Below are 25,833 nucleotides of genomic sequence, written 5' to 3'. Positions count from 1 at the left end.
GGATAAGTCGTGGATATTCAAGCATTCTCAGACGAGTTGATTCTTTATGGAAGACAAGAACGTATGCAGGATCTGGCCATTTTGCCTAACGGTTCACAGATGGAGGTAATTTTCAGCAAAAGCTATCTCAGAGAGTCCTATCAAGTGTTGACGAATGAAGAAGCCCAACAGCTGATCACTCGCTTCAAATTTTTAGGAGGAATGGAGGTGGGAGAGCGACGTAAAGCTCAGTTAGGCGCAGTCAGTTATCCGTTCGGCGATCAGCTGCAGCGGCTGCGCATCTCAACAGTCGGTGACTACCAAGGGCGTGAAAGTCTCGTGATGCGGTTTCTTTATCCCTTGACTCAGGAGCATCTGCGCTATTTCTTTGCAGAAGATGTCCAGCAGATCCAGCAGGGGACCAAACAAAGAGGGCTGTATTTGTTTTCAGGCCCCACTGGCTCAGGAAAGTCGACCCTCATGTATCAGTTAGCACGGGCAACCAAGGGGCAAGTCATTACCATTGAAGATCCCGTCGAGATCGAAGAGCCGCGCTTTTTGCAGCTACAAACTAATTTGAAGATCGGGCAAGATTATGATGAATTGATTCGCTTGTCTTTGCGGTATCGTCCGGACCTGCTTTTGATTGGCGAGATCCGTAACAAAGAAACGGCGCAAGCCGCTGTTCGAGCCGCTCTGACAGGTCACCGAGTATTTGCCACGATCCATGCCCGAGGTGTAGCAGAAACCAAGACGCGGCTGCTGGAATTGCTCGGGACAGACGATCGTCTGGCACATGCGCTGCAAGGGATCATTTATCAGCGATTGCTGCCAAATGAAGCGAATGAACCTCATGGATTGCTGGCGTATCACTTTTATGAGGGGCAAGTGGAAAAACAGTGGCAACACGTACTAAACCGAGTGAAAGAAAGTGGGTGGATCAGCGATGAAGTTTATGAAAAAGAAGCCCCAGCTACCACGCCGTGCAACTGAAGCCCTCTTAGTCACCTTCACGGTGTTATTGGAGAGTGGCTTTTCCCTACAAGAAAGCCTCCAAGTGCTGCTGCGCAGCCGCCAGTTTTCTGAACCTGTGATCGAACAGCTGATTGTCCATCTTGCCCAAGGGCAAAGCTTTGCAGCAGCGGTAGCGCCGTTGTCGTTATCAGCTACTGAAAAAAGTCAGCTTCATTTAGCAGAAAGGCATGGGGATCTCACGGCGACCTTGCGGCGGATGGTCGACTACCACACATTGGTCAACAAGCAAAAACAGCTGCTGTACAAAGTAGCTGCCTATCCGCTTTTGTTACTGGTCTTTTTACTAGCTGCGCTTTTTGGGATGCACCGCTTTTTATTGCCCCAATTGTTAGCCTCTGGCATGATCGACGAAGGTCATTGGGGCATTCGCGCCATCACTTGGGCACCCGCAGTACTTATCCTCTTCTTGTTGTTAAGTGTGCTGCTTTTTGTGACCAGCCGCTGGGTGTTTGCCCGCCGCACTGCCTTGCAAAAAGCTGTGTTTTTCAGCCGCCTGCCATTGTTCGGAGCATTGTACACGAGTTATCACACGAGTTTTTTCGCATTGGAATGGGGCAAGTTGTTTCAGCAAGGGTTAGATATCCAACAAATTATTGAGTGCATGGAACAAACCAGCAAAGCCACGCTGATTCAAGAATTAGCACGAGAGCTGCGAGTGACCTTGACACTTGGGGGAGAACTCCCAGAAAAACTTCGGCGTTTTTCGTTTCTCACACCAGAATTTTCTTTGATCGTCTTTCAAGGAGAAGTACGAGGAAAGTTAGGAGAAGAGCTTTTTTTATACAGTCAATTATTGATGGAACGCTTGTTTCAGCGGATCGAAAAAGCCATCCACTGGGTTCAGCCTCTGATTTTTTTGTTGGTTGCTTTAATGATCGTTGGGATCTATGCCGCTATGTTTTTGCCGATTTATGGAAATATCCAAGGAGTGATCGAATGATAGAAAAGAAAGTAGCATCTCCTCGCAAGCAGGGGATTTGGCGTGTCAAAAAAGGCTTTACATTGGTTGAAATGCTAGTCGTTTTATTAGTGATCAGTATTTTAGTTTTATTGTTTGTCCCGAATCTTGCCAATCAAAGAGGAATCATTGATGAAAAAGGAAATGCGGCGATCGTGAAAGTAGTGGAAACCCAGATCGAACTCTTCCGTCTGAATGAAAATCGGGAGCCTTCGAGAGAAGAATTGATTGCTGAAGGGTATGTATCTGAGGAACAATATGCGATTTATGAGCAGGGGAACTGAGGATTGTCAATGGCGCTCTTTTGCTGGGTTTACCTTAATAGAAAGCCTTTTGGTCCTTCTTGTCAGTAGTATGTTTCTCTTTTTTCCTATTGTGGCCATTGAATACTATCAGCAATCTGCCGAAGTCTTAGGCTTTTGTGCTCGCTTAGAAAAAGGGCTCTACACTTTACAGCAAACGGCCATCATCGACAACACACAAACCCGGGCCGTCTATCAAGCAGAGCCAACGCCAACTGTTTCATTTTATGGCGCTGCAACTGAGCCGGTAACGAAGATTGAAGTTCCTTCACAGCTAGCGATGCAGGCGTTTCCCGACATCCTGTTCAGTAGTCAATCTGGCAACAACAGCAGTCTGCGAAAGATCGTTTTTTATTGGCAGGAGAAAAAGCAAACCATCAGCTATAAGTTTTTATTTGGGAGTGGCCGTTATGAAAAAATCGTTGAATAGCGGGTATATCTTGGTCGAAAGCCTGATGGGGTTTGGGGTGTTAGCAACGTGTATCTTATTGTTTTTAGTGATGCAGGCTGCTGTACTTGCTCAAAGTGCGGCATTGCAGGAAAAAGCCCAGATGATGAGGGTGCTGTATGAAGAAGTCCAGAACCATTCCTTTGATTCTTCAGCCATCACCTACACGACGCAGCGTCAGGCGGTCTATCAAGTTCGCTTTTGGCAAGCAGCGCAGCATCAACAGGCACGCATCCAAAGTGGCGGACAGCTCTGGGAGATTTTGTATGAAGAGTAAAGGCTTTACTTTGTGGGAGTGCCTGTTGTCTTTATGGGTATTGGCGATCTGCTTATTGATGATCAGTGGGATCGTCAAGCACCTGGCACCGGTCAATCAGCAGATCATGGCTCGCAAAGATCAAGAGTGGCATGTGTTTTTGCTTCAGCTGGAACGGGAATTAAGTACCTGTACCTATCTATCAGTCAGCGAGACGACGCTATATTTGCGAAGCAGTCAAAACAATTCGGTAACGATCGATCGCATCAATCGCGTGCTGCGGAAACGGGACAACAATGGCTATCAACCACTATTGACAGAAGTAGCGGATGTGTCTTTTGAGAAAATTGGCGCAGCGATCCGCTTTACCGTTTCCTTTGAGAATGGAGAGCAAAAAATTGGGCAATGGAAAATTCACACACAAGAGGCGGCATAAGGGCGGTATTTTATTGACAGCATTATTGTTTGTGCAGCTGATAAGTTTGATGCTATTACTGGTGTTAGAAAATAGTCGTACAACGGCACTTTTTTATACAAAAACCATTGAAACTTATGAAGCTCGCATCATGAGTGAACTGTTCCATGCGGAATTCTTGCAAAACGAAATGGCTGATCAAGGGTCACGTCTTTATAATGTGGGAAAGTTGACCTATGAACGGCAAGGACAGGTCTTACAGATCGAGTGCCATGTCAAAAGCCGCCGCTTTACATTTACCTTTTTGTTACCCGAAGAACAGCCTGAAATAGACACAGAAGACTAAGAGGAATAGTACAGGGAAAGGATGGTTGTTTCGACCATCCTTTTTCATACAGAAATAGAAAAAGAATGTTTACAGCTTCACAAATTATTCTAAACGAAAGCGATTGATTATTTTGGATGAATCGGCTAAAATTAAACAGGTATATATGTTGTTATAGTTTTGAAAAGAGGTGCAAGATGTCCGCAGAAAAAATGGAAACGTCTTTTCATTTGACCGTTGAAGCGATCCAATTGCTTCAAAACGCATTGGAAACGTCTTTTTTTGATGCTTACGTAGAGACGATCGAAAATTTTGTTGATCAATACCAAGTTCGTGTGATCGATGGGGTACCTGATGAAGCAACTGCTACTCGTTTAGAAACCATCTATCAAGAAATTCGAGCAATGGAACTATCGGCAGAAGAAAAACGCAAGCTTGCGCAGTTGGTTTTGCTCAAAGGCAGCCAAACGGAGCGCTTGCAGGCCAATCACCAACTGACACCAGATAGTCTTGGGTTTTTATTCGTTTATCTGATCGAGCAACTAAGCAGTGCCGATCAACCAGTGAAACTTCTGGATTTATCGGTAGGCATGGGGAATCTCTTATTGACAGTCTTGCTGAATCTACAATTAGCCAAGCGGCCAGTAGAAGGAACCGGTGTGGATATTGACGAAACCTTGTTGGCGATCGCAGCTGCAACGGGGGAATGGACCAAAGCGCCTTTGCATTTGTTCCATCAAGATGGCTTACAAGAGCTATTGATCGAACCAATGGATCTGGCAATCAGCGATCTACCGGTGGGCTATTACCCACAAGATGAAAAAGCCCAAAGTTTCATTACAGCGGCTCCTGAAGGACACAGTTACGCCCATCATTTGCTGATGGAACAAGCGATGAACTATGTCAAAGCAGGTGGGTACGGTTTGTTCTTGGTACCAAGCAACTTCTTGGAAACAGAACAGAGTGAATTTTTGAAAAAATGGCTGAAAGAAAAGGTTTATTTGCAAGGAATGATTCAGCTTCCTGAAGAACTCTTTAAAAATGAACATTCACGTAAAAGTATTTTGCTTTTACAAAACCATGGAGGGACAAGCAAACAAGCAGACGAAGTCTTGCTGGTCAAGCTAGCCTCACTGAAAGAACCAAAGAACATCACAAAACTTTTTGAACAATTTGCGGCTTGGAAAGCAGCAAATCTGTAATATAATTCGGATAAGGAGATCATCATGTCAAAAACAATCGCAATCAATGCTGGAAGTTCAAGTTTAAAATGGCAATTATATCAAATGCCAGAGGAAACAGTTGTCGCTAAAGGAATCGTTGAACGAATCGGTTTGAAAGATTCTATCTTTACCATCAAATATGGGGAAGATCAAAAATTCGAACAAATCATCGACATCAACGATCACGAAGTAGCGGTAAAGATGTTATTGGATCAACTGATCGAATTAAACATTTTAGGTGCCTATGATGAAATCACTGGTGTCGGCCATCGTGTCGTTCACGGCGGAGAAGATTTCCCTGATTCTGTTGTGATTACAGACGAAGTGATGGAACGCATCCAAGCATTGGCTGAATTTGCGCCATTACACAATCCAGCAAACTTGATGGGGATCACTGCTTTCAAAAAAATCTTGCCAGAAATCATTAGTGTCGCTGTTTTTGATACTTCTTTCCATGCAACGATGCCAAAACACAATTACTTATACAGCTTGCCACTAGAGTACTACAACGAGTTTAAAGTACGTAAATACGGCTTCCACGGTACAAGCCACCGTTATGTTTCTGAGCGTGCGGCAGAAATGTTAGGCAAACCAATCGAAGAATTAAAAATCATCACTTGCCATCTAGGGAACGGTGCGTCGATCACTGCGGTTGACGGCGGAAAATCAGTGGATACCTCAATGGGCTTCACGCCATTAGCTGGTGTAACGATGGGCACACGTTCAGGTGACATCGATCCTGCTGTTTTACCATATTTAATGGAAAAATTAGATTTGAACATCGATGAAATGGTGGATGTTTTGAATAAAAAATCTGGTCTATTAGGCTTAACTGGTATTTCAAGTGACATGCGGGATCTAGAAGCAAACTACGACAAAGAAGAAGTCAAAGTTGCTTATGATGTCTTTACTGACCGGATCCGTAAATATATCGGTGGCTATGTCACAACCATGAATGGCGTTGACGCGATCGTCTTTACTGCTGGTATCGGTGAAAATGATGCCCACGTCCGTAGCGAAGTCATCAAAGGCATGACTTGGTTTGGTTGCGAATTAGATGCCGATCAAAATGCAAAACGCGGCGAAGAATTAGTGATCTCAACTGAAGAGTCAAAAGTCAAAGTGCTTTTGATCCCAACAGATGAAGAATTAATGATCGCTCGCGATGTGGAACGTTTACGCGGCTAAGCCAAAGCAATCCTTAAATAGAAGAGGAAGCACATGCAAGAGAAAATACTTGCATGTGCTTTTTTGTAGGAAAATCAAAAAAAATGGTGTCAGAGGTAAAAATTGGTGAAGACCAGTTTCTAATTTTTTAAACAGAGTATTTAATAATTATACATATGAAAAGTGGTTCATACTGGACTTATTTAGAAGGCTTCTCATTTTACTTTCATTTGAATTTAAATTTCCCTCCTTTTTTGTAGGATGTTCTCAGGGAAATACCCTTGTAAAAGTTGCCAAATGGGAATAAACTGGCATTTGTGAATTTTCAGAAAAATTCCGCTATTTTATTTTCACTAATTTTTATAAGGGGCCATTCATATGGAAAAAGAAAAAACATTTTTAGGTCAGCCGCGTGGGCTGTCGACGTTATTCTTCACGGAAATGTGGGAACGATTCAGTTACTATGGTATGCGGGCGATTTTGGTGTACTTCATGTACGATGCAGTTGCCAACGGCGGCTTAGGGTTGCCAAAAGGAACGGCTGTGGCGATCATGTCGATTTACGGTTCCTTAGTGTATATGTCAAGCATTGTTGGCGGTTGGATCTCGGACCGTCTTTTAGGATCAAATAAATCCGTTTTTTATGGTGGGATCTTGATCATGTTAGGACACATCGTCTTGGCAACACCTTTAGGGATTCCAGCGTTGTTTGTGTCCATGATGCTGATCGTCATCGGAACCGGACTATTGAAATCCAACGTATCGGGTATGGTGGGGCATTTGTACAGCAAAGACGATATCCGTCGGGATGCTGGTTTCTCGATTTTCTATATGGGGATCAATATCGGCGGCTTGTTAGCACCGATTATCGTCGGGATCTTAGGACAAGAGGTCAACTACCACTTAGGCTTTTCGATTGCTGCCATCGGGATGTTCATCGGTTTGGTGCAGTATTATGTGCAAGGAAAAACCACGTTGAAAAGTGTAGCGATCGCGCCAACGAATCCCTTATCGGCAGCCGAAAAGAAAACCTTCTTCCGAGCAGTCGTTCTGGTTCTTCTCGCATTGGCAGTGTTGTTTGGCGCAGCAGCTGCAACGGGGCATCTGACGGTTGATTTCTTCATCAACTTTATCAGTGTTCTAGGTATTTTCTTACCGATCTACTACTTTACCAAAATGCTGCGCTCGAAAGATGTCACACCAGATGAAAAGAAAAAAGTATTGGCCTACATTCCGCTGTTTTTGTCAGCGATCGTCTTTTGGTCCTTAGAAGAACAAGGCTCATCGATCTTGGCATTGTTTGCCGCTGACCGTACGCAATCAACGTTATTCGGCATCAATATTCCAGCAAGTTTGTATCAAACCTTAAATCCACTTTTTGTTGTCTTACTGACACCTGTCTTTGTTTGGTTGTGGACCAAACTAGGTTCTCGTCAACCGCGGACAGAAGTGAAGTTTGCCATCGGTTTAGTCTTAGCCGGTTTGTCTTTTCTCTTATTGATGCTGCCAAGCCTTTTGTTTGGAGTAGAAGAACGGGTCAGCCCATTATGGTTAGTATTGAGCTTCTTCATTATGATTGCTGGGGAAATGTGTCTTTCACCGGTGGGCTTGTCGGTGACGACCAAACTAGCGCCAAAAGCCTTTGAAGCACAAACCTTGGCGATTTGGCTGCTAGCAGACGCGTCTTCACAAGCCATCAATGCGCAAATCGCTCGGTTCTATACACCGCAAACAGAAGGGATGTACTATGGCATCGTCGGCGGAGTAGCCGTTGTTGTCGGCATCATCTTGTATTTAGCTAGAAAACCGATCCGCAACTTGATCGGCAACATTCATTGATCAAAAAATAAAAACTTGATTTTCCGCCTATGCATGGATTGAACAACCCATGCATACGGTAGGAAAATCAAGTTTTTTTGTTGCAAATCAATGTCTTAGTCAATCAAGGGACTCAGAGATTGGCGCGTGATCTGCTGCTGTTCAATAACTAAGGCTTCTTGGAAGTGCTGCTGTAAAAAGTAGCGGTCATGGCTGACTGCCAGCAGGGTCCCTTGATAATCTTGCAGCATTTCTTCAATTTCTTCTCGGGCATAGCTGTCGAGGTGATTGGTTGGTTCATCCAAAATCAGGACGTTGATTTTTTCTAAAAAGAGTTTCAGTAATGCCAAACGGATTTTTTCACCACCAGACAAATCTTTGATTCGTTTGGCCACATCACTTTGATAAAAACCGCTTTTAGCTAACTGTCGGCGAGCCGTTTCTTCGTTTCCTGTCAACGTCTGTACGTAGGCCAACAAGCGGCTCTCGGGGTCGGCAAACTGCAACTGCTGGGGCAAATAGCCGATTTGTAAGCTGCTGCCGCGCTTGATGGTGCCGCCACTGGGAATTTCCTCACCGAGGAGTAACTTGAGTAAGGTTGATTTTCCGGTACCATTGTCGCCGATGATCGCTAGATGCTCCCCACGGTAGACCGCAAAACTGCTGTCTTTGAATAGGAGCTGATCGGTATATTGCTGGTGCAAGTCGCGAACGATGAACACCTCTTTGCCAGATTTTTCGCCATTCGCCAAGCCTTGCAGCCGATTTTTCGGGGGCGCTGGCGGTTTGACCAGGGTTAGTTTCGCTAGGCGGCGCTCCAATTCTTTGGCTTTTTTGAAGAAGGCCTCATTGTCTCCTTCATGGGCCCACTGACGAAATCGCCGAATCATGACTTTCAGGCGCTGGACCTCTTTTTGCTGCAGTTCGTAATTTTTGGTCAACTCCGCCAAGCGAGCTTCTTTCAAGACACGAAATCGGCTATAGTTCCCAGGATACTCAATCAAGGCGCCTTCTTCCAGTTCCCAGGTCTTGGTGGTGACTTGATCAAGAAAGTGCCGATCGTGAGAAACGACTAGGACCGCTTTTTTCGTATTCTGTAAATAATTTTCCAACCAGCGGATACTTGAAAGATCCAAGTGATTGGTTGGTTCATCCAGTAACAGCAAGTCAGCATCGGCAACTAGCACTTTGGCTAAAGCGACTTTGACCCGTTCACCACCGCTAAGCTCTGTTAGCCGTGCGTCCTGTCGATGGGGAATTCCTAAGCCTTGTAAGATCGCGGAAATTCGGTCTTCTAATCCATAACCGCCCAACTCTTCAAAGCGCTGCTGCAACTCGCCATAACGGATCAGACACTTCTCTAAATCAGTATTGGGTTCTGCCATCAAGGCTTCGTAATGACTCATTTGTTGTTTGAGTTCTTGAATGTTAGCAGCAGAATGGAGCAGGTAGTGGGTAACGGTTGCTTCAGAAACGGTCAGCTCTTGCTCGACCGTCCCGATCCTTAAGCCTTTTTGGCGGCTGATAACGCCGCTATCGACGCCTTCAGCGCCAGTCAAGATTTGTAAAAAGGTTGATTTGCCCGTTCCGTTGATGCCGACTAGGGCTATTTTTTCTCCAGCTTCGATTTGGCAGGATAACTCCTCAAATAACGGATTTCCGCCGATGGTTTTTTTAATAGCAATTGCTTGTATGATCATGATCTCTCTCCTTGAGACCACTCAAAAAGGCCATGGATATCCATGGCCAGTGTTATTTAAACTCAGATTCTTTCGAGAAAAATACCTTGAGATGGCCATTGATTTTACGTAAATTTCACTGTTTTGGACAGACTAGTCCCGTCAACAGCAACTGTAAAACCAATTGCATGGCTAAATGCGATATGGTATCGTTGGTAATTTTCATTACTTGTTATTTTAGTCATGCGCATCATGGTCGTTTTCCCTCCTTTGTGTCTTTGTCTTTTCAGTGTACCTGAAAGTATCAGAAAGTTCAACCAGGACTGGCGGTTTCTTAGCGTTCCTCGATGCGTAATTCTGTCAGAGAGCTTTCTTTCATCTGACCGATGACCAATGGGACGGTCTCATGAACCACATCGCTATATTCTAAGCCGAACCAGCGTTCAGGTGAAATGGTATGGCGTTTGATAAAAAGCTTCGTCTGCATGACTTGCTTCTGCCATTTGCTTAATGCCGTTGCATTCGACAGCTCTTCTTCGATCATCACGAATTGGAAATCACCCACATTGCGTCCAGGCGTTAAGGAGTAGCGTTGCGGCTGCAGCGGCAAGCGACCATCTTTCATTAATTCTTGAATGATTTGGCGAATGTAGAGATTGACTTCTTGCGGCACCCGAAAGCCGAGATAAAGCTTTAGTTTAACGATAAAATCGGTATCTGCCATCGAAACTTCATATTTTTTCGTATAGGGTTCATCGGTGACTTCCACATTGACGAACCAATACACTTTGGCACGCTTCGGCCGTTTGTCTAAAATGGAATAGATGAACTGCTGACCGATCTGATCGTCTTGCAGTTTAGGAACCATGAAGACGACATTCGTCTGAGATAATGGCAAAGAATCATCTTCCCGCAACTGTTTCAATTGAGGGATGTAGGTAGAAAGTGCAACTTCTTCGGCAGCATTTTCTTGAATACGATTGCCCCATTCCCAAATCAGCATCACGCCGATGATTAGGCAGGCTAGTAAGATGGCAACGTAACCGCCGTGGAAAAATTTGGTCGCACTGGAGATAAAGAAAATGCCCTCGATCACTGCAAAAAAGAGCGTGATGAACGGTGCCAAGAAACGGGTCTTCTTGTTTTGGTGCAAGTAGAAATAGAGCAAAACAGTGGTCATCAACATCGTTACCGTAATGGCCAATCCATAAGCGGCTTCCATATGCGTAGAAGTCCTGAAGAATAAGACCACACCGGAGCAGGCGATCCACAACAAGGTGTTCAAGGCAGGAATATACATTTGCCCGATAGACGCCCCCGGATAGATGATTTGCATCCGTGGCAATAGTTTCAACTTGATGGCTTCAGAAACCAAGGTAAAGGAGCCAGACAGCAGGGCTTGCGAAGCAATGATGGCAGCGAGGGTGGCAAAGCTGACACCAAAGACTGTCCATCCTTGCGGCAATGCTTGGAAAAATGGATTCAAGTTTTCGATTTCTTGATAAGTCGGGTTTTGATAGACTTGCAGCAACCACGCCGCTTGACCAAAGTAATTCAGCATCAAGCAGACTTTGATATAGGGCCAGCTGGCATAAATGTTTTTCTTACCCACGTGACCTAAGTCCGAGTAGAGGGCTTCTGCACCAGTCGTTGCCAAAAAGATATTGCCGAGAATAAAGAGCCCGGAACTGTTATCGGGACTAAAGAGCAGATTGATCGCATACCGGGGATCAAGGGCGCGAATCACCGAAAGGTCACCGGCAAAGTTCATCACCCCGACGATGCCTAAGAAGGTAAACCAGCCTAGCATGATCGGTCCGAAGGCTTTGCCGACAAACTCAGTCCCAAAGCGCTGCAGGGCAAAGAGGACCAATAAGATCGCTAAGGTGATGCCGACAATGATCGATTGGTCATTGCCGAAGCGATCAAAAAAGACTGGAATCCCTCGTAATCCTTCGATGGCAGTGGTCACCGTCACGGCCGGCGTCAACACGCCATCTGCTAGCAGGGCTGCGCCCCCGATGATTGCTGGAATAATCAAATAGCGACTGTTTTTACGAACTAAGGTATAAAGGGAGAAAATCCCGCCTTCTCCATGGTTATCCGCGTTTAATGCGATCAAGACGTACTTGATCGTCGTTAACAAGGTCAGCGTCCAAAAGACGAGCGAGACGCTGCCTAAGATAAAATCAGGTGTTAAGGTGCGTAGTCCGCCATTGTCCTCCACCAAGGCTTTCATTACGTAAAGTGGGCTCGTACCAATATCACCGTAGACCACCCCCATGGCGACTAAAAGTCCGCCGGCGGTCACTTTTTTCATTTTGCTTGAACTCATTGACTGTTTTCCCTCCATGTTAAACTGCAAAAAGACCTAAGCGGCCCCTTGCCACTTAGGTCTTGCAAGAAACATCTTAAACCAGCGGATTCCCGCTTGCTGTTGATTTAAGATCATGGAACGATCCATGTGCTACTCCCCTAAAGTGCTCTTATTATCTTTGTTTTTGCAGCTCCTGTCAATTGATTTGCTAAAAATGGCAATAAACATTTTTCATTTCCTGCTTTTCAGCGTAAGATAACAATAGGTATGGAATAAGGAGGCAGGAAAATGATTGAGATCAAGAATCTGACGAAACAATATGGACCAAAAAAAGCGTTGTCTGATCTTTCCCTGACGATCCGTCAAGGGGAGATCTTTGGCTTTCTGGGACACAACGGGGCAGGGAAGTCGACTACGATCAAAAGCTTAGTGAGTATTTTGCAGCCAACAAGTGGAGAAATCTATTTTGATGGTCAATCCCTCGTGGAACATCGGGAAGCGATAAAAAAACAAATTGCTTATGTGCCGGACACACCAGATTTGTTTTTACAGCTAACAGCAGGGGAGTATTGGGACTTGATTGCCGCAGCGTATGAGGTGCCAGCAGCGGAAAAGGCTGAGCGTTTGCAAAAATTAGGGCGCTTGTTTGATATGCTGTCTCATGAAGAAGAGACCATCGCCAGCTTTTCCCATGGAATGCGGCAAAAAACACTGCTGATTGGGGCATTGATCCCCGATCCGGACATTTGGATCTTGGACGAACCGTTGCAAGGCTTAGATCCCCAAGCGGCGTATGATTTAAAAGAAATGATGAAACAGCACGCTGCCAAGGGCAAGACCGTGATTTTTTCCACCCATGTCTTGGACACCGCCCAGCAGTTGTGTGATCAATTGGCGATTTTGAAAAAAGGCGAGCTACTGTACAATGGCTCAGTGGCAGATTTGCTGGCACAGCATCCGTCGCTTTCTTTGGAAACGATCTATCTGCAAATGACTGGGAGAAGTCAAGAAGAAGCGATTCTTGCAGAAGCGGAGGAAGCGTAGATGCGAAAACAACAATTTCTGACGCTGACCTCCGTTAATTTGCGGTATGCCAATCCCCAACTAACAGACAAAGCCCGCAAAAAAGGCAAGGCTGGTTCGACCTTGACCAGTTATTTGTTGTTTCAATATGCGCTTTCTGGGGTAGTGTTTTTGCTAGTCTATGGGTTGACGATGATCACATTGGATTTTAGTCAGATGCCAGGCTTTTTTACCGCTTATGTCGCTTTGTTCGGGATTTTAGGCTTTTCCCAAGGGATTTCGTCTATTTACAATGTCTTTTTCGAGAGTCAAGACCTGCCAGCGTATTTGCCGCTGCCCTTTCGACAGAGTGAAATTTTTCTGGCAAAAATCGTGGTGGTATTTCTCACCGTTGCGCCGTTTATTTTTCCTCTGTTGGTCTTATTTCTCCTGACAGGGATTCGGGCAAACGTCTTTTTCTTGCTGACGATCTTATGGGCGTTTTTGCTGTTCGGCTTGTTTTTAGTCTTGATCTTCAGCATTTGCAGCTTGATCGTCTTCAGCCTGACGCGGACTAAGTTTTTCTTGAAGCATAAAAAATTGGTCACTAGTTTGTTGCTAGGCGTGACGATGCTGGTTGTTGTGATCGGGGTCTTAATGATGAATCAGGTGAATACCTACGAGGCAGACGTGGTAGACCGAGGAGCGATCAGCTTTTTATTGCCCTTTTATTATGTGATGGTGGCGCCGTTTCAAACAACTGGTTTGCTTAGCTTGCTAGGGATCATCGCCACAGCAGGCGTGTTGCTTTTTGCCCTCTATCGGTTGATCTTGCCGAAGTTTTATGAGCAAGTGGCAGCCGCGGCGCCCAACCAAGGAAGTGTTCGCCGGAAGCATAAACCCAATCAAGGCTTGGGCCAGCTGTTGTTTAATTACAACTCGCAGTTGATCCGAGATCCGAATTTGATTATGCAAGTCTTCTCTTCTTCGTTGCTGATGCCCATCATTTTCTTAGTGTCCTTTGTGTTTACAGGAGCGATTCAGTTAAGTGAATTGGATGAGCGGTTTATCGGTGTCGTTTTTGTGGCAGGGATCGCCTTGGCAGCATTGATGGTCAATCCGACTTCTTTTATCAGTAATTTGATCTCACTGGATCAGGAGAATTTCTTGTTTGTCCGCTCCTTGCCGCTATCGATGAAGCGCTACTTACGGGAAAAATTCCGCTTTGGGGTCGTTTTGCAGCTGAGCTTAACGGCAGTCATCGTGCTGGCAGCAGTCCTTCTGTTCAAAATGCCGCTGATTTTGGCTGTCTCTTTTCTAATCGGGGCACTTTGGAGCAGTTTTCTTTTGTGCTTGAAATATTTTGCTCGTGATTATCGATTGCTGCTTTTGGATTGGACCAATATCAGTCAATTATTTACGAGAGGGGCGGGGAGTCTTGGGTTAGCCATTGGAACGATCGCAACGCTGTTTCTTTCCATCATTGTTATCATCCTTTATGGCTTTGCTGCAACTTCGGTTGATTTTTGGTTATTGAATGGTCCGATTTTCTTCGTGATCCTCTTGACCAGCGGCCTCTGGATAGCCCATTATCAATACAGATTTTGGCGTCGTTTTTCCTAAGGGAAACGACGCTTTGCTTTTTTATTAAACAACGGGCAAATTGACTATTTATTCAGAAAATTCAGAAAAACTATTTACAATCAAAAGGAAACATGGTTAGATAGGAGTACCTATTACTTTGCTTTCATTTTTTGCTGTACAAGTTTGGATAACCGACTTGTCAAAGAGCTGTGACCAAAGGCAAAAAGACCAATGAGACCTAAGTGCTCGTTGCCTCTTTTGCTTTTGTCACGGTTTTTTTTGCACAAAAAAACCTGCCGTTCGTCGGCAGGTCGTCTCACTATCAAGCTTTGGTGTGGTCTTTTTCTGGGATTTTGTTTTCTAGATCTGTCCGTACAACTAACACATCACAGCCAGCATGGCGAATGACATACTCAGACACAGAACCGATAAAGATTCGTTCCACGGCATTTAACCCAGTGGCACCGATCATAATCAAATCGATGTCGTGATCTTCGGGCAATTGTTTGGCAATGATCGGTTTTGGCGAGCCATATTCGATCACTGTTTTGACAGCAGTTACTTGGTGTTTGCGTGCATAATCCTCATAGTCTTTCAAGGTTTGTTTGGCCATTTCGGTTGCTTGCTCAGCAAGCATGCCGTCAAAAGAAGAAACGGTTTGAAAGGCCCGAGTGTCGATCACATGTGCTAAAACTAATTCAGAATCATTCCGCTGTGCCACGTTCACGGCTTTTTTGAAGGCTAATTCGGACTCGCTGGACCCATCGACGGCTACCATGATTCGTTGATATTGTTGTAACATAAGAAACACTCCCATCTGTTATCTTCTACTTTTATTGTAATGCTTTTTTCTGAAAAAGGAAAACCTAATCTTCCTTTTTTTTCATTTTTTGTGCCAGCAAGATGCTGAAAGATGCGGAAGAGAGCAGCAGCAAAGCCAAATAAAACAAGGCAATCAGCTCCCTATCGACAAAGCCCACAACCAATGCCACCACGCCTAAAAGGAAATGAATGAGGCTATAGGTTTTTAAGAAGACCTTATTCGCCTCGGTGGTAGGGATCAAAGTGAAAAAAATCGCTTGTTTGGCATAAAGCAAATAACTGGTGCCGAATAATACGAGTGCCACGATCGTAAATAATAGAAGAATCATAAACATACGCCATCCTGTCCTAAGTTGATAGGTTTAGTATAGCGAACCCTAGAAAGAATAGCAAAAGCCACCCTTACTTTGATATCAGATGAAGGACGTTGTACGGTTTCTAACGGCTAGAAAACGCAAAAAAGCCATCTGTTAAAAACAGATGGCACATTCTAAAAAGAATGGGTAATATCCGTTGATGCCGTTCTTTTTCCCATAGTATTGATCCCGCAAATTCTAGCAGGTGGGTTCCACGGTCTAAGCTTCGAACTACCAAAGGAAAAGGCATGTTACCAGCATTGACACAAGACGGATCCCAAGATATCAATAAAAATGTTCGGTCAACACACAAAAGGGACAACTCGTACATCACAGAATTCCCACCCTTATAGTAGCATAGGAATGACGAAGGTGCAATAAAGTTGTTTGAAAACGATACCAAAAAGTCGCTATTTTTCCTAAGCACCTAGTTTTTTTTCTTTCGCTGCTGCAATTGTTGGTACCGTTGGCCTAGTGCTTGCTCATATTTACCGGTGGCTTTTGGTTGGTAATAATGAGTATTTTTCAGCTTATCAGGTAAGTATTGCTGATCGACCCAGGCATCATCAAAATTATGCGGGTATTGATAGCCAACACCCCGATTCAAGCTTTCGGCACCTTTGTAATGACTGTCTCGTAAATGATCCGGGACATCGCCAGCTTTGCCGCTGCGAATATCTGCGATCGCTGCATCCAATGCCATGTAGGCAGAGTTGGATTTGGGTGACAGACATAGATCGACCACTGTATCGGCTAACGGAATCCGAGCTTCCGGTAAGCCCAAACGTTCAGCGGCTAACACAGCATTGACGGTTCGAGCAGCGGCTGCTGGGTTAGCTAAACCGATGTCTTCATAGCCGATGACCATCAAGCGCCGACAAATGATCGCCAGATCGCCTGCCTCTACTAAACGACCTAAGTAATGCAGCGCACCATCCACATCACTGCCACGAATCGATTTTTGAAAAGCAGAGATCACATCATAGTGCGCATCCCCATCTTTATCGTGGGTCAATGCTTTACGCTGTACGCACTCTTCGATGATTTCTAAGGTCAAATGAATAATGCTGTCTGGTCCTTTTGGTGTGGAACGGGCAGCGAGTTCTAAGCCATTTAGCGCACTTCGTAAATCACCGTTGGTCGCTCGCGAGAGATGCAAGCGGGCAACATCGGTCAATACGATGGTTTCTGATCCAAGACCGCGAGTTTCATCTGCTAAGGCTTGATCAATGGCGGTCAAAATATCTTCTTCTTGGAGCGGTTTGACTTCAAAAATCTGTGTCCGACTGCGAATCGCTGGATTGATCGTAATGTAGGGATTTTCCGTCGTGGCACCGATCATAATGATCTTGCCGCTTTCTAAATGGGGCAGTAAAAAATCTTGTTTTGTTTTGTCTAGTCGATGGACTTCATCCAGCAATAAAATGACAGTACCGCTCATTTTGGCTTCCTCTGCCACGATTTGCAGGTCTTTTTTTGTATCTGTGGCGGCGTTCAGCATGCGAAACGCATAGCGTGTCGAGCCGGCGATCGCACTGGCAATGCTGGTTTTTCCGGTTCCCGGCGGTCCGTATAGGATCATCGAAGAAAGCATTTTGGCTTCGACCATTCGGCGAATGATTTTCCCCGGGCCAACCAAATGCTGCTGTCCGACGACTTCATCTAAGTTCCGTGGCCGCATTCGATAAGCAAGTGGCTGCTGCATAAAACGATCCTCTCCTTTTCCTGTAAGTATAACATAAGAACGTACATTCTCATAAACAAGCTGATTTGCGCCCTTACGGAAACAAAAGGGCCCTTATTTTCCACTCAGTCAGCAAAAATCAGGATCGTTGAAAAGAAATCGTTGAGATCGTCGTAACTCTGTAGTCAAAGATAGTAAGTTCGCCGAGAATTGTGTAGAATAAAGAGGGTGATGAGAATGGATGAATTAATGGCACTTTTTGCGACACAGCCGACAACGACCATCGCACGTGCCTTATTAGGGATGTATTTGGAACATGAGACCCCAGTAGGAACATTAGGTGGGTATATCGTGGATTGTGAAGCGTATTTAGGTCCCGATGATCTGGCGGCTCATAGTGTGGGCATGCGAAACACACCAAGGGTTCGGGCGATGTATCAGGAACCAGGTACGATTTATTTATATACGATGCACACGCATCGAATCGTCAACTTTATTACGCAGCCAAAAGGCATCCCGCAAGGAGTCATGATTCGCGGGCTAGAACCGGTGGATGGGATTGACTTGATGGAACAACAGCGACAAAAAACGGGACCGGATGTAGCCAATGGCCCCGGGAAACTAGTGCAGGCACTACAGATTCCAGCTGAGCTTTACGGCGAATCGATTTTTACGAGTCCGCTGCATTTGGTTCCTGAGCGCCGACGTACCCCAAAAGAAATTTTGGCATTGCCTCGGATCGGTATCCCGAACAAAGGTGAATGGACCCAGATGCCGCTTCGTTTTGCAGTGGCTGGCAATCCTTATTTGACAAATATACGAAAAACCGCTGTTCAGCAAGACCATGGATGGTGTTAAGAAAGAAGGAATAGTGATGGCGAAAGAAACGATATTGACTTACTTAGATCAGCGATTAACGAAAAAAATCACCGACTATGATGTGGCGATCGATTGGGATGCCAAAAATCATACGATCGAATTGGTGCTGCGCTTGTTTGCTGAAAATCCTCACCACGTGCAGATCGACGATGCGCAAGGTGTGGCATCAGAAGAAGCGATCATTGAATTTGAAGATGGGATTTTGCTGTATGATCCACAAAAATCAACGTTTGATGAAGAAGATTATTTAGCGACGATCCCTTATGCAGGGAAAAAAGGGATCCAAAAAGCGTTGTTAGACGGATTGGTTGATTACATTCAAGAAATTTTAGAAGAAGGCCAAAGCGATCTGCTTGATTTCTTGAACGATGACAGTGAAGAAGCGATCTTTGAATTGCGATTCAACGAAGAAGCATTTGTGGAGAAAATGACGAACTATCAAGCCGGGTCTGGGGAAACCATGATCCCGTACCCTAGTTACTAAGGAGAACGAACATGAAGTGGAATGAAGTAACCGTAGCGACAGCTAGCGAAGCAGTGGAAGCAGTCGCCAATATTTTAATGGAACACGGAGCAAGTGGGGTAGCGATCGAGGACGTTTTAGATATCGAAAATTTTAAAAGCGATGCATATGGCGAAATTTTGGATAAAGAAACCTATACGACCTTAGAAGAAGGCGCGCAAGTCAGTGCCTATTTCCCAGAGACGATCTTTTTACCAGAAGTGCTACCGACGATCAAAGCAGCCATTGACCGTCTGCCAGAGTATGGTTTGGCGATCGGCAAAAACAACATCACAACGAGCGAGGTCGTGGAAGAAGCATGGGCAACGGCCTGGAAAAAATATTACCATCCAGTCCGTATCTCCCGCTATCTGACGATCGTGCCGAGCTGGGAAAACTATCAACCGCTGCAAGAAGAGGAAAAGATCATCACCCTTGATCCGGGGATGGCTTTTGGGACCGGCACACATCCTACAACACGGTTGACATTACAAGCCCTAGAAGTCTACTTGCGAGGCGGCGAAACCGTCTTAGATGTCGGGACGGGCTCAGGCGTGTTGAGTATCGCCAGTAAATATTTAGGTGCCAAAGACGTGTTCGCTTATGATCTAGATGAAGTCGCTGTGAGGTCCGCTCAAGAAAATATGGCGATGAACCCCATTGCTCACGATGTGACTGTCCAAGCCAATGACCTTTTGCAAGGAGTGACAGTCCCTGCTGATCTTATCGTTGCCAATATTTTAGCGGACATCATTTTATTGATGATCCCTGATGCGTGGCGTCTATTGAAGCAAGAAGGCACCTTGATCGTTTCTGGGATTATTGAGACGAAAAAACAATTAGTGATCGATGCCATGATCGCACAAGGCTTTGAGATCGATCAATTGTTCAATCAAAAAGACTGGTATGCGATCGCCTTTAAAAAACCAGAGGTAGAGTAAGATGCAGCGATATTTTTTACAGGAGCCTTATGAAGCAAAAGCGGTGTTTGCCGTTTCGGGAGAACCTTTCCACCATATGATCCGAGTGATGCGCATGACGCCCGGCACGAAAGTCGGTTTAGTCTTTGAGGATCATTTGGCGATCATCGCCAAGATCAAAGAGGCGGATGAAGAAACGGTTTACTTAGAGGAAGTCGAAAAAGAACAGCAGGACAAGGAATTGCCGCTGCAGGTCACGATCGCTAGCGGCTACCCGAAAGGCGACAAGCTGGACTTGATCGTTCAAAAAGGCACGGAACTGGGGGCGGCAGCCTTTATCGGTTTTCCTGCGCAAACTTCGGTCGTGAAATGGGATCAAAAGAAGTTACAGAAAAAGCAGCAGCGGCTGCAAAAAATCGCCCAAGAAGCGGCGGAGCAATCCCAACGGCAGATCGCACCAGCCATCACACTGCTGGATAACGCCAAAGCATTTTGGCAAAGCCTCAGTCAGTATGATGCGGTCCTAGTGGCTTATGAAGAATCAGCCAAGCAAGGAGAAGCAGCGATGCTGCTGCAAGTGATCACCGCATTGTCCGTTGGTAGCAAAGTTTTAGCGATCTTTGGCCCAGAAGGCGGTCTGACCCCCTCCGAAATCGAAGAAGCCCAGGAAAACAACGCCAAATTATGCGGGTTAGGCCCTCGGATTTTACGAACAGAAACAGCACCGTTTTATTTTTTAAGTGCTGTCAGTGTGCTAACGGAACTAAAGAGGATGTGAGTTGATGAATAAGAACCAAGAAGCAATCAGTGTCCGTTTGTTGACGGCCGATCTGACCGACTGGGTCTTGAAGGATTTTATCAATCAATATAAGACGGCCTTAAAGGAAGTCGTCGTTTTGCCTAGTGCCATTCGGCGGGCGAAAATCTTGGCACAAGGCTCTTCCCTACAAATCGGCGCAGTGATCGATTACCCCCTTGCCCAAGGAACACTGGCAAAAGTAGCGTTTGAAATCGGTCGGGCGTTTATGGAAGGTGCCGATTTTTTAGAAGTCTGGCTACCGGCTTCTTCCTTCATGGAAAATGATCATGGCTTTGCAGAGTTGACCGAAACGATCCGCTCCTTGACCTTGACAGGAGGGGAGATCCGCTTAGCTGTACAGACCGAAATCATGAATGAATTGACGAAGATCCAAGTGGCACAGCGCTTGAAAGAAGAAGCTTGGCCAAAGATCGTGTTAGGACAAAAACAACCACTAGCAGAAGCATTGCATGACGTGAGCTTGTTTTCCTTAGATGGTGGCAGCCAACTGTCGATCCAGATCAATCCCGATACGGTCGATGAACAAGCTCTGGAATCATTACGAGCTGCCGGCGCCGAGAAAATCGGGCTCTCGTATCATGTTTTTGAAGAATTGCTTAAGGACCAGCCAGCACCCGATATGCTTTGAACAACAGCGATTGAAAAATAGCTGAAAAATTTGTATAATAATACTACTAAATAAGAACTGCAGGTTAGACAGGAGTCCCATGCTTAGAACGTTTGTCCGCAAGGCTTTGGGTGCGTGACGAGACGTTAACAGTGACTTCTGTCTGCCTTTTTGATAGCACAAAAAAGAAGAGCAGGAGGCGGAATGAATGGCAAAAGAAGTTATATTGACCGGGCCCAATGTCATCAAATTGGTCGCTCATTATATGAGTGAAGAACACGTTGCCTTTGTCCAAAAAGCATTAGACTATGCGACAGAAGCCCACAAAGAACAATTCCGTAAATCCGGCGAGCCTTACATTATTCATCCAATCCAAGTTGCGGGGATCTTGGCAGAATTGCAGATGGACCCACATACCGTTGCAACAGGTTTTTTGCATGATGTCGTCGAAGATACTGATGTGACGCTAGCCGATCTAAAAGAAGAATTCGGTGCCGATGTAGCGATGCTAGTGGATGGCGTGACCAAGCTGGGTAAGATCAAATACAAATCTCATGAAGAACAATTAGCAGAAAATCATCGAAAAATGTTGATCGCCATGGCGCAAGATTTACGGGTCATCATGGTCAAACTGGCTGACCGTTTACATAATATGCGTACGTTGAAACATTTGCGGGAAGACAAACAACGCCGTATCGCCCAAGAAACGATGGAAATCTATGCCCCATTGGCTCATCGTTTAGGGATCAGCCGCATCAAATGGGAATTAGAAGATATTTCTTTGCGTTACTTGAATCCACAGCAATATTACCGAATCGTGCATTTGATGCAGACCAAACGAGAGGAACGGGAATCCTACGTTTCCGAAACCGTGGAAGAGATTCGGATCGCTACGGAAGAACTAGATATCTATGCTGAGATCTATGGTCGACCAAAGCATATTTACTCGATCTATCGCAAAATGAAAGACCAAAAGAAACAGTTCAATGAAATTTATGATTTGTTGGCGATCCGAGTGATCGTTGACTCCATCAAAGATTGTTACGCGGTTTTGGGAACGATCCATACAAAATGGAAACCAATGCCAGGGCGGTTCAAGGACTATATCGCGATGCCAAAAGCCAACATGTACCAATCACTGCATACGACGGTTATTGGTCCCAAAGGCAATCCTGTCGAGATCCAAATTCGGACCCATGAAATGCATGAGATCGCTGAATTTGGGGTTGCTGCGCACTGGGCCTATAAAGAAGGCAAGACGGAAAAAGTCAAAGCCGACAAGATGACCCAACAAGTTGGTTGGTTCCGCGAAATCTTGGAACTACAAGACGAAAGCTATGATGCTTCTGAATTTATGGAAGGTGTCAAAGGCGATATTTTCAGCGACAAAGTCTATGTCTTTACGCCAAAAGGTGATGTGACGGAGTTGCCTCAAGGCTCCAGTCCACTGGATTTTGCCTATAGCATCCATACCGACATCGGTAACAAAACCACCGGCGCCAAGGTCAATGGCAAGATGGTCCAATTGGACTACAAGCTAAAAAATGGGGACATTATCGAGATCTTGACCTCACCAAATTCCTTTGGGCCAAGCCGCGACTGGGTCAAACTAGTGGCTACCAGCAAAGCGAAGAACAAAATCAAACGATTTTTTAAAGCCCAAGATCGTGATGAGAATATCATCAAAGGGCATGAGGCAGTGGTTCGTACTTTACAAGATATGGGCTTTGTGCCGAAAGAATTTTTGACGAAAAGCAAAATGGCGGAAGCTTGCGAACGGTTCAACTACCAAACAGAAGATGATCTATTTGCCTCTGTCGGCTATGGGGAAGTCAGTCCCACGACCTTAGCCAACCGTTTGACCGAAGAAGAACGGCGGGAGAAACAAATCGAGAAGCAAAAGCAGCAAGTCCAAGAGATGATCAATCAACCGGCGAAAAAAGAACCAGAAAAAATGAAGGTTCGTCACGAAGGCGGCATTGTCATTGAAGGGGTCGATAACTTGTTGATCCGCATCTCCCGCTGCTGCAATCCGGTTCCTGGGGATTCGATCGTCGGCTACATTACCAAAGGCCGGGGGATCTCGATCCACCGCAGCGATTGTCCCAATGTTCAAAACAAAGACGCCGCGAACCGTTTGATCGACGTTGAGTGGGAAGATGCCACCGACATCAACAAGGAATACGATGCCGATCTTGAGATCTATGGCTATGATCGTTCTGGTTTACTCAACGATGTCTTACAGACAGTCAATAGCGTCACCAAGCGTTTGGTAAGTGTCGAAGCCAAAACCAACAAAGACAAAATGGCAACGATCCGCATCACGGTGGCGATTCAGAATTTGACTCATTTGAAATCGATCGTTGATAAGATCAAACAGATTCCAGATGTTTACAGCGTCAGACGTACGAAGGGATGAGAAAGAATGCGGGCAGTGATCCAGCGAGTCAGTCAAGCAAGCGTGTCGATTGAGGACAATGTCGTCGGTGCGATCCAACAGGGATTCATGGTTTTGTTGGGGATCACCCATGAGGATACAGGTGACGATGTGGCTTATCTCGTAAGAAAAATCAAGAATTTACGGGTTTTTGAAGACGAAGAGGGCAAAATGAATCGGTCACTGGAAAGCATAAACGGTTCCGTCTTGAGTATTTCACAGTTTACCCTCTATGGGGAGACCAAGAAAGGCAATCGCCCCAGCTTCATTCAAGCGGCACCGCCAAGTATTGCGATCCCGCTTTACGAAGCCTTTAATGAAGGCTTAAAAGCCGAAGGGATCACTGTTGCTACCGGAAAATTTGGCGCAGATATGCAAGTCGCCTTGGTCAATGATGGCCCGGTGACGATCGTGATCGATACGAAAGAAAAATAAGTGATACAAAACGAAGGATTTTCTCGCTGGAAAAAGTGGGAGAATTCCTTCGTTTTTTTATCCTCTCGAAAGCGCCAAGCGTTTTTGATGGGATCCAAAGGAAATCTAAGTTGAAATCGGGAAATCTTACAAAACTGTTAGCAAAAATCCCATTCTTTTATTTGTTATTTAACATCTTTTTCTTGTTCTTTTATAAGGGTTTTTAAATGAAAATGTCGTTTGCGTTCGTTTTTTAATATTTTAAATTCGAAAAACGACCCTTTATTGCGATTGTTCTTAAGGGAGAAGTATGGAATAATTGTTAAAAAATAATGTCACTGGAGGAAATAACAATGAACTTTTGGCAGCGTGCATTAAAAAGTATCACCAGAAGAAAAGGGAAATCATTTATTTTATTTTTAGTTCTATTTATTCTAGGCAATGTGATCGCTGGTGCTGTAGCAATTCAACAATCCACTGCCAACGTGGAGCGTGAGACAAAACGCAAAATGGGGAACGTAGCTACGGTGGAAATGGATTGGGAAGGTTTTGAAAAAGACAACGCAGATGTTTCGGATGAAGAGCGGTCTCGAGAGGATTTTTATCCGAAACCACCAGCATTGGATGTTTATGAGCAAATCGGCCAGTTAAGCTATGTGAAATATTTTGATTACCAAAATCAAGCGTGGTTAGAAACAACAAAATTGAAAGCCTATACGCCAGAGGATGGCTCGGTCGGCATGGGTGGCAACTATTTCACCTTGAAGGGTGGAAATTTGGTTGAGCCATTAGACATGCAAGAAGGCTTGATTCGCTTGGAGGAAGGCGAGGGATTGACAGAAAAAGATGTCAGTGAGTTGACGAACGCGGTATTGATCAGTAAAGAGATCGCAGAATTGAATAACCTGAGTGTCGGTGATCAATTGGTGTGGGATACACGGGCAGAAGTCATGATGGAAGAAGGCTCAAGCGAAGCAGTGAGTGACGATAGTGAGGAGGCGACGGACGAAACAGCTGAAAGTGGCAATCGTGTCGCAACCTTTGATTATCCCGTGACCATTGCAGGGATCTTTTCTGTCGTTAAAAAGGATCAAAGCAATCAAGGCAATTCATCAGATCAGAGCAATTCTCAAAATAGTGATCAGATATGGCAAGTGATGGATCAAATCAACACCTTTTATGCTAGCAATAATTTAGTGCAAGATTTTAACAAATTGCAGTCTGAAAAGCTTTGGGGTCAAGAAGTGATCGAAGAAGAGTCAGACGCCTATTATCAGCCGATCTTTGTCCTAAATTCAACGGATGACGTCGAAGCTTTTAAACAAGAAGCCGGTGCGTTATTGCCGCAATATTACCGCGTCGTTGCCAATACGGATCAATACGAGCAGATCGCCGGTGGTTTTACTCGTTTAGGAGTGATCGCAAATTACATCGTGATCATTGCATCGATCGCAACCATCTTTATCATTTCCTTAGTGGTCCTACTTTTCTTACGAGATCGGAAACAAGAATTAGGGATCTATCTTTCCTTGGGGGAAAGCCGTGGGAAAGTCATTGGACAGATCGTGATTGAAGTCTTGCTGGTTAGTTTAGCCGCACTGCTATTGTCCTTAGTGACTGGGAACTTATTAGGTGGGGCCGTTTCAAATACCTTGATGCAAAACGATTGGATGAGCAATCAAAATGATATGGGCGGTGTTTATTATGGCGGTTTGATGGCAGCTAATATTGATTACATGGATATCAAGAATGCCTATCAAGTGTCCTTCTCAGCAGGCTACATCATCACGTATCTGCTGTTAGGTCTAGGAACTGTCTTACTCTCAGCGATTTTACCGCTATTGTATATTTTGCGCCTGAATCCAAAGAAAATCATGATGTAGG

At 45.1% G+C, this 25,833-nt stretch carries 26 protein-coding genes and 1 other RNA gene; 20 read left to right on the top strand and 7 right to left on the bottom strand.

Going from position 1 to position 25,833, the window contains the following annotated elements; all coding sequences use genetic code 11:
- Window positions 1–9 precede the first annotated feature (9 nt).
- From comGA to IGI84_RS14110, 10 genes are all read left to right on the top strand, one after another.
- Window positions 10–972, top strand: a complete 963-nt coding sequence (gene comGA, locus IGI84_RS14155; RefSeq protein WP_420681152.1) for a competence type IV pilus ATPase ComGA — start codon at window positions 10–12, stop codon at window positions 970–972.
- Window positions 926–1,954 (top strand): competence type IV pilus assembly protein ComGB, encoded by a 1,029-nt coding sequence (comGB, locus tag IGI84_RS14150; protein ID WP_220426522.1) that lies wholly within the window; start codon window positions 926–928, stop codon window positions 1,952–1,954. The genes comGA and comGB overlap by 47 nt, the downstream gene beginning before the upstream one ends.
- Window positions 1,951–2,256: a competence type IV pilus major pilin ComGC gene (gene comGC / locus IGI84_RS14145; protein ID WP_140966125.1), complete on the top strand. Its 306-nt coding sequence runs from the start codon at window positions 1,951–1,953 to the stop codon at window positions 2,254–2,256. Before comGB ends, comGC begins: the two co-directional genes overlap by 4 nt.
- Window positions 2,240–2,704 carry a competence type IV pilus minor pilin ComGD gene (gene comGD / locus IGI84_RS14140; protein ID WP_430600465.1) on the top strand — a complete coding sequence of 155 codons (465 nt, stop codon included), beginning with the start codon at window positions 2,240–2,242 and terminating at the stop codon, window positions 2,702–2,704. Before comGC ends, comGD begins: the two co-directional genes overlap by 17 nt.
- The gene (locus IGI84_RS14135; protein WP_220426520.1) at window positions 2,685–2,999 is read left to right on the top strand and encodes a hypothetical protein; all 315 of its coding nucleotides are present in this window, start codon (window positions 2,685–2,687) and stop codon (window positions 2,997–2,999) included. The genes comGD and IGI84_RS14135 overlap by 20 nt, the downstream gene beginning before the upstream one ends.
- Window positions 2,989–3,414, top strand: coding sequence for a competence type IV pilus minor pilin ComGF (gene comGF / locus IGI84_RS14130; RefSeq protein WP_077452346.1), 426 nt, complete (start codon window positions 2,989–2,991; stop codon window positions 3,412–3,414). Before IGI84_RS14135 ends, comGF begins: the two co-directional genes overlap by 11 nt.
- 13 nt (window positions 3,415–3,427) lie before the next feature.
- Window positions 3,428–3,739, top strand: a complete 312-nt coding sequence (comGG, locus tag IGI84_RS14125; protein ID WP_259280116.1) for a competence type IV pilus minor pilin ComGG — start codon at window positions 3,428–3,430, stop codon at window positions 3,737–3,739.
- A 176-nt stretch (window positions 3,740–3,915) separates the two neighbouring features.
- On the top strand, window positions 3,916–4,920 hold the full coding sequence (locus tag IGI84_RS14120; RefSeq protein ID WP_081117827.1) for a class I SAM-dependent methyltransferase: 1,005 nt from the start codon (window positions 3,916–3,918) through the stop codon (window positions 4,918–4,920).
- A 24-nt stretch (window positions 4,921–4,944) separates the two neighbouring features.
- Complete coding sequence (locus IGI84_RS14115; protein WP_005233419.1) at window positions 4,945–6,129, top strand: acetate/propionate family kinase; 1,185 nt, start codon at window positions 4,945–4,947, stop codon at window positions 6,127–6,129.
- Window positions 6,130–6,486: 357 nt separating this feature from the next.
- A complete protein-coding gene (locus tag IGI84_RS14110) occupies window positions 6,487–7,947 on the top strand; it encodes a peptide MFS transporter (RefSeq protein ID WP_005227746.1) in 1,461 nt (486 codons plus the stop codon).
- A 95-nt stretch (window positions 7,948–8,042) separates the two neighbouring features.
- Here the strand turns inward: IGI84_RS14110 and abc-f are convergent, their stop codons facing one another.
- From abc-f to IGI84_RS14095, 3 genes are all read right to left on the bottom strand, one after another.
- Complete coding sequence (abc-f, locus tag IGI84_RS14105) at window positions 8,043–9,626, bottom strand: ribosomal protection-like ABC-F family protein (RefSeq protein ID WP_220426518.1); 1,584 nt, start codon at window positions 9,624–9,626, stop codon at window positions 8,043–8,045.
- Between the two features lie 104 nt (window positions 9,627–9,730).
- On the bottom strand, window positions 9,731–9,859 hold the full coding sequence (locus tag IGI84_RS14100; RefSeq protein ID WP_005233423.1) for a hypothetical protein: 129 nt from the start codon (window positions 9,857–9,859) through the stop codon (window positions 9,731–9,733).
- A gap of 80 nt (window positions 9,860–9,939) precedes the next feature.
- The gene (locus IGI84_RS14095; protein WP_220426517.1) at window positions 9,940–11,940 is read right to left on the bottom strand and encodes a KUP/HAK/KT family potassium transporter; all 2,001 of its coding nucleotides are present in this window, start codon (window positions 11,938–11,940) and stop codon (window positions 9,940–9,942) included.
- 270 nt (window positions 11,941–12,210) lie between these two features.
- Here IGI84_RS14095 and IGI84_RS14090 point away from each other — a divergent pair, with 270 nt between their 5' ends.
- Window positions 12,211–12,966 carry an ABC transporter ATP-binding protein gene (locus tag IGI84_RS14090; RefSeq protein ID WP_005227750.1) on the top strand — a complete coding sequence of 252 codons (756 nt, stop codon included), beginning with the start codon at window positions 12,211–12,213 and terminating at the stop codon, window positions 12,964–12,966.
- Window positions 12,967–14,547: an ABC transporter gene (locus tag IGI84_RS14085; protein ID WP_194195254.1), complete on the top strand. Its 1,581-nt coding sequence runs from the start codon at window positions 12,967–12,969 to the stop codon at window positions 14,545–14,547. It begins immediately after the preceding gene.
- A gap of 283 nt (window positions 14,548–14,830) precedes the next feature.
- Here IGI84_RS14085 and IGI84_RS14080 read toward each other — a convergent pair whose 3' ends face one another.
- The 4 genes from IGI84_RS14080 to IGI84_RS14065 form a co-directional block, all read right to left on the bottom strand.
- On the bottom strand, window positions 14,831–15,310 hold the full coding sequence (locus IGI84_RS14080; protein WP_086291598.1) for a universal stress protein: 480 nt from the start codon (window positions 15,308–15,310) through the stop codon (window positions 14,831–14,833).
- A gap of 64 nt (window positions 15,311–15,374) precedes the next feature.
- Complete coding sequence (locus IGI84_RS14075) at window positions 15,375–15,665, bottom strand: hypothetical protein (RefSeq protein ID WP_005233435.1); 291 nt, start codon at window positions 15,663–15,665, stop codon at window positions 15,375–15,377.
- Between the two features lie 168 nt (window positions 15,666–15,833).
- A non-coding RNA gene (ssrS, locus tag IGI84_RS14070) (6S RNA) lies at window positions 15,834–16,028 on the bottom strand.
- A gap of 85 nt (window positions 16,029–16,113) precedes the next feature.
- The gene (locus IGI84_RS14065) at window positions 16,114–17,391 is read right to left on the bottom strand and encodes a replication-associated recombination protein A (RefSeq protein ID WP_220426516.1); all 1,278 of its coding nucleotides are present in this window, start codon (window positions 17,389–17,391) and stop codon (window positions 16,114–16,116) included.
- A gap of 216 nt (window positions 17,392–17,607) precedes the next feature.
- On the opposite strand from IGI84_RS14065, the gene IGI84_RS14060 reads away from it, so the two are divergent.
- The 8 genes from IGI84_RS14060 to IGI84_RS14025 all read left to right on the top strand — a co-directional run bounded on the left by IGI84_RS14060 (window position 17,608) and on the right by IGI84_RS14025 (window position 25,832).
- Window positions 17,608–18,228, top strand: coding sequence for a DNA-3-methyladenine glycosylase (locus IGI84_RS14060; RefSeq protein WP_220426515.1), 621 nt, complete (start codon window positions 17,608–17,610; stop codon window positions 18,226–18,228).
- A gap of 16 nt (window positions 18,229–18,244) precedes the next feature.
- On the top strand, window positions 18,245–18,733 hold the full coding sequence (locus tag IGI84_RS14055; RefSeq protein ID WP_200126780.1) for a DUF3013 family protein: 489 nt from the start codon (window positions 18,245–18,247) through the stop codon (window positions 18,731–18,733).
- 11 nt (window positions 18,734–18,744) lie between these two features.
- On the top strand, window positions 18,745–19,692 hold the full coding sequence (gene prmA / locus IGI84_RS14050; protein WP_220426514.1) for a 50S ribosomal protein L11 methyltransferase: 948 nt from the start codon (window positions 18,745–18,747) through the stop codon (window positions 19,690–19,692).
- Between the two features lies 1 nt (window position 19,693).
- Window positions 19,694–20,449: a 16S rRNA (uracil(1498)-N(3))-methyltransferase gene (locus IGI84_RS14045; protein WP_430600462.1), complete on the top strand. Its 756-nt coding sequence runs from the start codon at window positions 19,694–19,696 to the stop codon at window positions 20,447–20,449.
- Between the two features lie 4 nt (window positions 20,450–20,453).
- Window positions 20,454–21,119 carry a deoxyribose-phosphate aldolase gene (locus tag IGI84_RS14040; RefSeq protein ID WP_220426513.1) on the top strand — a complete coding sequence of 222 codons (666 nt, stop codon included), beginning with the start codon at window positions 20,454–20,456 and terminating at the stop codon, window positions 21,117–21,119.
- Window positions 21,120–21,306: 187 nt separating this feature from the next.
- On the top strand, window positions 21,307–23,517 hold the full coding sequence (locus IGI84_RS14035) for a RelA/SpoT family protein (protein ID WP_077452332.1): 2,211 nt from the start codon (window positions 21,307–21,309) through the stop codon (window positions 23,515–23,517).
- 6 nt (window positions 23,518–23,523) lie between these two features.
- Window positions 23,524–23,970: a D-aminoacyl-tRNA deacylase gene (gene dtd, locus IGI84_RS14030; RefSeq protein ID WP_077452331.1), complete on the top strand. Its 447-nt coding sequence runs from the start codon at window positions 23,524–23,526 to the stop codon at window positions 23,968–23,970.
- Between the two features lie 311 nt (window positions 23,971–24,281).
- A complete protein-coding gene (locus tag IGI84_RS14025) occupies window positions 24,282–25,832 on the top strand; it encodes an FtsX-like permease family protein (protein ID WP_077452330.1) in 1,551 nt (516 codons plus the stop codon).
- Window position 25,833 lies beyond the last annotated feature (1 nt).

The sequence above is a fragment of the Enterococcus sp. DIV0008 genome (genome assembly GCF_050542615.1).
Lineage (GTDB): Bacteria > Bacillota > Bacilli > Lactobacillales > Enterococcaceae > Enterococcus_D > Enterococcus_D innesii.
This window is presented reverse-complemented; position numbering and strand designations above follow the sequence as displayed.